The organism is Bradyrhizobium genomosp. III, assembly GCF_000261705.1.
GTDB lineage: Bacteria > Pseudomonadota > Alphaproteobacteria > Rhizobiales > Xanthobacteraceae > Bradyrhizobium > Bradyrhizobium ottawaense.
In genome coordinates this window covers 1-5,736 of sequence record NZ_AJQF01000555.1, presented here as the reverse complement: position 1 = coordinate 5,736, position 5,736 = coordinate 1, and the positions used below count along the sequence as shown (strand labels likewise).

Annotated in this window: 8 protein-coding genes and 2 pseudogenes; 6 read left to right on the top strand and 4 right to left on the bottom strand. The window is 59.7% G+C overall.

Annotated features, from left to right (window positions below; genetic code table 11):
• Positions 1-95: 95 nt before the first annotated feature.
• Together IC66_RS44810 and IC66_RS0141860 are read left to right on the top strand one after the other, a co-directional pair.
• A pseudogene (locus IC66_RS44810) lies at positions 96-497 on the top strand (TrbI/VirB10 family protein); the annotation flags it as partial.
• Positions 494-784 (top strand): DUF2274 domain-containing protein, encoded by a 291-nt coding sequence (locus tag IC66_RS0141860; protein WP_011084496.1) that lies wholly within the window; start codon positions 494-496, stop codon positions 782-784. The pseudogene IC66_RS44810 and the gene IC66_RS0141860, both read left to right, overlap by 4 nt.
• On the opposite strand, the gene IC66_RS0141855 is transcribed toward IC66_RS0141860, so the two are convergent.
• Together IC66_RS0141855 and IC66_RS44805 are read right to left on the bottom strand one after the other, a co-directional pair.
• The gene (locus tag IC66_RS0141855; protein ID WP_011084497.1) at positions 781-1,095 is read right to left on the bottom strand and encodes a hypothetical protein; all 315 of its coding nucleotides are present in this window, start codon (positions 1,093-1,095) and stop codon (positions 781-783) included. The two genes, IC66_RS0141860 and IC66_RS0141855, sit on opposite strands and share 4 nt — an antisense overlap.
• Positions 1,096-1,102: 7 nt before the next feature.
• Positions 1,103-1,856: pseudogene (locus IC66_RS44805) on the bottom strand (IS6 family transposase).
• Positions 1,857-2,030: 174 nt separating this feature from the next.
• On the opposite strand from IC66_RS44805, the gene IC66_RS0141840 reads away from it, so the two are divergent.
• The 4 genes from IC66_RS0141840 (at position 2,031) to IC66_RS49375 (ending at position 4,317) form a co-directional block, all read left to right on the top strand.
• The gene (locus IC66_RS0141840; protein WP_014498007.1) at positions 2,031-2,219 is read left to right on the top strand and encodes a hypothetical protein; all 189 of its coding nucleotides are present in this window, start codon (positions 2,031-2,033) and stop codon (positions 2,217-2,219) included.
• 325 nt (positions 2,220-2,544) lie between these two features.
• On the top strand, positions 2,545-3,924 hold the full coding sequence (locus tag IC66_RS0141835) for an aspartate aminotransferase family protein (protein WP_014498006.1): 1,380 nt from the start codon (positions 2,545-2,547) through the stop codon (positions 3,922-3,924).
• A gap of 55 nt (positions 3,925-3,979) precedes the next feature.
• A complete protein-coding gene (locus IC66_RS43025; protein ID WP_244651854.1) occupies positions 3,980-4,210 on the top strand; it encodes a dTDP-4-dehydrorhamnose 3,5-epimerase family protein in 231 nt (76 codons plus the stop codon).
• Positions 4,120-4,317 carry a dTDP-4-dehydrorhamnose 3,5-epimerase family protein gene (locus IC66_RS49375; protein WP_018648901.1) on the top strand — a complete coding sequence of 66 codons (198 nt, stop codon included), beginning with the start codon at positions 4,120-4,122 and terminating at the stop codon, positions 4,315-4,317. The genes IC66_RS43025 and IC66_RS49375 overlap by 91 nt, the downstream gene beginning before the upstream one ends.
• Before the next feature lie 331 nt (positions 4,318-4,648).
• On the opposite strand, the gene IC66_RS0141825 is transcribed toward IC66_RS49375, so the two are convergent.
• Positions 4,649-5,152, bottom strand: a complete 504-nt coding sequence (locus IC66_RS0141825; RefSeq protein ID WP_011084500.1) for a type II toxin-antitoxin system YhaV family toxin — start codon at positions 5,150-5,152, stop codon at positions 4,649-4,651.
• Positions 5,149-5,490 carry a type II toxin-antitoxin system PrlF family antitoxin gene (locus IC66_RS0141820; RefSeq protein WP_014498004.1) on the bottom strand — a complete coding sequence of 114 codons (342 nt, stop codon included), beginning with the start codon at positions 5,488-5,490 and terminating at the stop codon, positions 5,149-5,151. The genes IC66_RS0141825 and IC66_RS0141820 overlap by 4 nt, the downstream gene beginning before the upstream one ends.
• Between the last annotated feature and the right edge of the window lie 246 nt (positions 5,491-5,736).

Sequence of the window (5,736 nt, the reverse complement as noted above, 5' to 3'; positions counted from 1 at the left end):
GTCGCATATTGGCTCAATTGAGTCTGGACCCTAGTTCAAGCAAAGCCCAAACTGCACCGAGAGCGCGCCCACGCCAGTCAGATCATCGCCTAAAAAGCGGCCGTGCGGACGGCCAGAGTCGAATCCTCTTGGTCTGGACTCGCATCATCATACCGGACGGCAACTCGATCGTGCTGGAGCGCCAGCCGGGCGCCGACAGTGGTGGTTATGCCGGACTCGAGGACGATGTCGACAACCACTGGGGCATGCTATTCAAGGCCGCCGTTCTCTCGACCATGCTCAGCGTCGGAGCAGAGGCGGCACGAGCCAAATGAGAACAACCTCGTTCAAGCGATCCGTAGCGGTGCGTCCATCAGCATCAGCCAGACCGGCCAATTGGTCGTGCAGCGTCAGCTCAACATCCAGCCGACGCTGACCATCCGGCCAGGTTTCCGGTCCGCGTGATCGGCACGCGCGATTTGGTGCTGGCGCCCTACAGCAATGGAGGAGCGCCATGACGAAGCTCAAGCTTGGGCCGCTTGAAGACGACAAGCCAGTCAAGCTCACGACCGAGCTGCCGGCGGCGGTCTTTAGGGATCTCAGAAGCTACGCCGAGATCCTGACGCATAGCGTAGGTCTGATGACGCGGACCGAGCCTGCTAAACTGATTGCGCCGATGATCGAGCGTCGCATGGCGACCGACCGCGCCTTCGCGAAAGCACGGCGAAATACACTCAGCTCGCACCTCGGTCATAGCGTTCACGACGCAGGTCAAGAAACGGACGCAACGATGGATTGCCGTTAGCTTGCCGCCAGTAAGCGCGAAAGCTGAGCACAGGGTTTGCCGGTTCGGGAAGGCAAGGCGTCCAGCCATAAGATGTATTGGCCGAACAATTCGGTCGTCAAATCGGCCGGCGCCTGAACCCTGCCGCTATCGGCGAGAAAGCGGGCAAAGAACTTCAGTGCTTTCCAGCATTGGTGACGCGTGCTAGGTGACGACGATGCATGATGCCCCCGGAACGCCTCGGCATAGGGAGCAACAAATTCGGCTGGAAGATTGGGTTGCCCGAGGTCGAACCGCTGCGCCGGTTCGCCCCACGCATCCCGGAAGGGCATCGTCAACTTAATCGACCGCCGAGCCGAAGGAGGCGATTCTCAGAGGTCGAGAGTCGGCGATAGCGCTTGTCCTGGAGATCTCGCGCCAAGTCGCAAAGGCTCGCTCGCGCGAAGCACGACGGAAGTCGGCGGTGGCGGCTCCGGCATAGGGGATGTGGAAAAGGTTCGCGACCTGATCGTGAACTGACAGAAAGCGTTGAGCCTGATGGGACGATTTGAAACGCTTCATGATCCGCTCGCGTCGGCTGATGAGAATTTTCGGCCCGATTGTTGAGAGCTTTGTGCTGGCGATGTTCGACGTGTAAGCCCATCTTCGCCCTCGCAGCGCCGTACGAACGCAGCTTATCCGTGATCATAACGCGCGGCGGCGTGCCGGCGGATTTCAAGAGCTTCTTCATGAGAAGCTGCGCAGCGCGCGAGTCTCTTCGGCGCTGGATCAAGACGTCGAGAACGAAACCATTCTGGTCGACAGCGCGCCAGAGCCAATGTTGTTCGCCCGCGATCGAGATAACGACCTCGTCCAGATGCCATTTGTCACCGCGGGCGGGAGCGCGCTGGCGGATCCGATCGGAGAACGGCTTGCCGAATTTCCGTCCCCACTGGCGCACGGTTTCATAGGTCACGCCAATGCCACGCGCCGCCAGCATTTCCTCGACCATGCGCAAGCTTAAGGGAAACCGGAAATACAACCAAACGGCATAGCTGATCACTTCCGGTGGGAAGCGATGGCGGCGATAAAGAGGGGCCCGGGCGGTCGGCATGCCGGTCGTCTACCCCATCGGCCACCCCTATTCGTTAACTTGACGGTGCCGGTTGGGAGTGAGCCTACAAGCTTTGGCAGGCGACCAACTCAACGAGTTAAGGTATTCTGGGGCAAACTCGGTCGCAGATCACCGCGCAAAGCCGGGACACCGACCAGATCAAGGAGATCACTGATGGCCCACAAGAAACTGGTCAATCAGAGCGGGTTGTTGCTTACAGTGTTACTCATCACGCGTGTTGGCTCGGAGCCCAACCAGTCCGTGACGACGCGCGGCAGCAGCTGGGATAACGTGCTAAACACACATGACACGCTGGCCTTTAGCGGAGCGGACGGCCTGAACGTGGTGGGCTCGAATACGTAACCGCGGTCCACGGCGCTACGACCACCGACTCTCTACGGCCTGAACGCCGCCGGCAGTTTGATGGAAGCTCCCGTCGGCGACTAACGCGTCCCGGAAATCCGACGCTTTGTCGTGCTGAACATCGTCACCTTTCTGTGATCACTTCCAGACAGTGCGTCGCGCCGCCAGTTAAGCCTGTGGTCAGGCATAGGCAAAAGCGAATCCCTTTAAAGCGATCGTCAACGACGACTATCGCAAGGCCCAGAGAAGCCGGAAACGGACCGGCGCTTCCCCACATGATGCTCCGGTCCCTATCCAATTCTGAACCGATGATGTGACGCCGACCATGCTGCCCAGTTCTCAACAGGCCCGAGATGTGGCCTATCAGCTTCACGCCTATACCAACGCGCGGTCGCACCAACGGGCCGGGCCGCTCATAATTGAACGCGGCGAGGGCCCCTACGTCTTCGACACGGCAGGAAAACGCTACCTCGATGCGATGGCCGGTCTCTGGAGTGCGGGTCTTGGCTTCAGCGAAAAGCGGCTTATCGAAGCCGCGCATCGCCAGATGCAAATCCTGCCATTCTATCATACCTTCGCATCACGATCGAATGGGCCTTCCATCGCGCTTGCCGAGAAGCTGGTGAAGATGTCTCCGGTGCCAATGAGTAAGGTGTTCTTCACAAATTCCGGCTCGGAAGCGAACGATACGGTGTTGAAGCTGATCGCCTATCGATCGAATGCAGCGGGCCAGCCTCAGCGCAAGAAGGTCATCAGCCGGTTGCGCGGCTATCACGGCGTCACGATCGGTGCGGCAAGCCTGACCGGATTTCCAGACAACCACCGCTCTTTCGATCTGCCGCTCCCCAACATTATGCACACGGGCTCCCCCCATTTCTACAAGGACAGCCGTGCGGGCGAATCGGAGGAGACCTTTGCTACGCGTCGGGCCGAGGAGCTCGAGTCGCTGATTCAGCGCGAAGGTGCCGATACCATTGCAGCATTCTTCGGTGAGCCTGTCATGGGCGCGGGCGGCGTCATCGTTCCGCCGCCGACTTACTGGGACAAAATTCAAAGTGTGCTAAAAAAGCATAGCATCCTTTTGGTCGCTGATGAGGTGATTTGCGGCTTTGGCCGGACAGGAAAAATGTTCGGTTGCGAAACCTACAACATCGCGCCCGATGTAATCGTGGTGTCGAAGCAGCTCACGTCCAGTTATTTTCCGTTATCTGCGATCATAATGAATGACTACATGTTCGAACCAATCGCGGACGAGAGCAATAAGGTTGGACTGCTGGCTCATGGCTTCACGGGCGGTGGTCACCCGGTCGGAGCCGCCGTAGCGCTCGAAAACCTCAAACTCATCGAGGAGCGGGGTCTGATTGCGAACGTTGGCCACATCGGGGCCTACATGCAGGAACGGCTGCGCACGCTCGTTGACCATCCACTCGTTGGGGAGGTCCGTGGCGTTGGCCTTATTGCGGCAATCGAGCTGGTGCTGGACAAGAAACGGAAAGTCGCCGCTACTACTCCGGGCGATGTTGGCAGCATTGCGAGCCGGTTGCTGCACGAGCGAGGGATCATCGTGCGGAATGTAGACGATGCATTGTCGATATGCCCACCTCTGATCGTCAACAAGGATCAAATCGACGAGCTCATCGACGGGATCACGGGCATGCTCCACGATCTTAAGGCGACTGTAGTTAATTGTCGCGAGCCTCACTAGCGTTCACTCAACTCCGCTTAGTGCGCCGCGAGTCCGATTGTCTGGACATCCATCAATGAGGGGCAAGGTGCTCGACCTCGCGGTCGACGTCCGCGTCCGGAGCCCGAATTTCGGACGCTACGTTGCCGTCGAATTAAGCGAGCATAACCGGCGGCAACTATGGGTTCCGCGCGGATTCGCGCACGGTTTCGTTGTGTGCTCTCAGAGACCGCGGACTTTTTCTACAAATGCGATGATTTCTATAATCCGGAGAACGAGGTTTCGATCCGCTGGGACGACCCGGTGATCGGTATAAACTGGGGTATCAAAAAGCCGTCGCTCTCGGCCAAGGACGCGGCCGCGCCGCTGCTTGCCGACATCCAAAACTTCCATTGTACGGGCGGATACTGGTGACGGGAACCCGCGGGCAGGTCGGAGGTGCATTGATGCCCGCAGGTAAAGGGGATCGAGGCTGAAGTATTGGAAGGTTGAGGAACACGAACCGGTTCACCCGCATCGGAGGGCTGAAATGTCGCCTCCGTCTACACGGCTTAACAGGTGGAATGCTGATGATGATGTCGCCGGACAGTCGGCGCATTCGCCGCTGCCTTTGGGCGTAGCCGACAGCTGGATGGTGGGCATTTCACGGACTCTTCCTGGCCGAATCGTGTCTCTCGCTGCAGACCGGTGCCGGCGGCGCGGGCCGGATCAGCGGGCGGTCGCGGCCGAACGAGGCCAGCTGGGGTCATCTCCCGCGCGTCGAGCGCGATAGACGCGTCTTGGATTCGCCAGTCGAGGCCGCGGCTACGAGTTCGTTCCACGAGTCCGGCGGGTTTCCGCGGTCCAGCATCTTCCTGAACACGGCGTAGGCGTCGTTCGCGCTCTCGTAGGCGCGCAGCGTCGAGTCGTCGTTCACCCAGGCGAGAACGATGATCTTGGCGTCCGCCGATTGCTGATAGCGGAAGAACAGGCGGAACTGCTGCAGCAATTTCGCGCGGAACCAGTGCTTGTACTCGTCGCCGAGAGTGCCGCCCTGCCGATAGACGTCACGCGTTGGGTCACTCGGAATGTCGTCGAACGCCACCTTCAAGACAGCCGACAGGAGCTTCGCGGCGCGCTTCTTCTTGTATCCCTTCGGATCCTTCTTGCGCGCCTTCTCGACCGCCGCGATCATAGTCTCGAACTGGTCGAGAAATAGCGGATGGGCGTAGACCGTCCAACCGTTAACCCCGAAGGTGTCGTCGCTCACGTATCGTCTTCCGGCAGCGCCGCGTCGAGATCGACCTTAACACCCTTGACCAAGCCCTTGCCGCGCGCGACCAGCGACTTCGGCACCGGCCGGATCCGGGCTGGCTCGCTCCCCATGTCGCGGGCCAGGAACGCGAGGAACGTGCCGATCACCGGATCGCCGTGGTCGGCGCTCAACTGCTTCTTCGCGATCACAACGGTGCCGTCAGCGAGCCCCCGAAACACGACCTGGTCGCGCTTTCCCAGGGCCAGCATTTTGCGGATGGCGGCGGGCACGGTCGTCTGGCCGCGGTCTGTGATGGTCGCGGGGATCTCGAGGATTTCGGCGGTCTTGGCCATAGCGGCTCCTTGCGTCGTCACGACATCCCAATGTAATGCATCTGCATTGTAAGTCAAGTCTGCCTGGGTGCCTCGAGATGGCCGCAAACTGGCGATTCCGCCGTCTGGTGGAGTTGGCGCTGAAGCTCAACGAGAATGATGCACAATTGCCCGCCTCCAATGCCGCTGCTACAGCTGTGGCTCGGGGGTCTGCGCGAATGAATGGAAACTATAGAGCTGGCCCCGCAAATTCGGACAGTAGCTTGA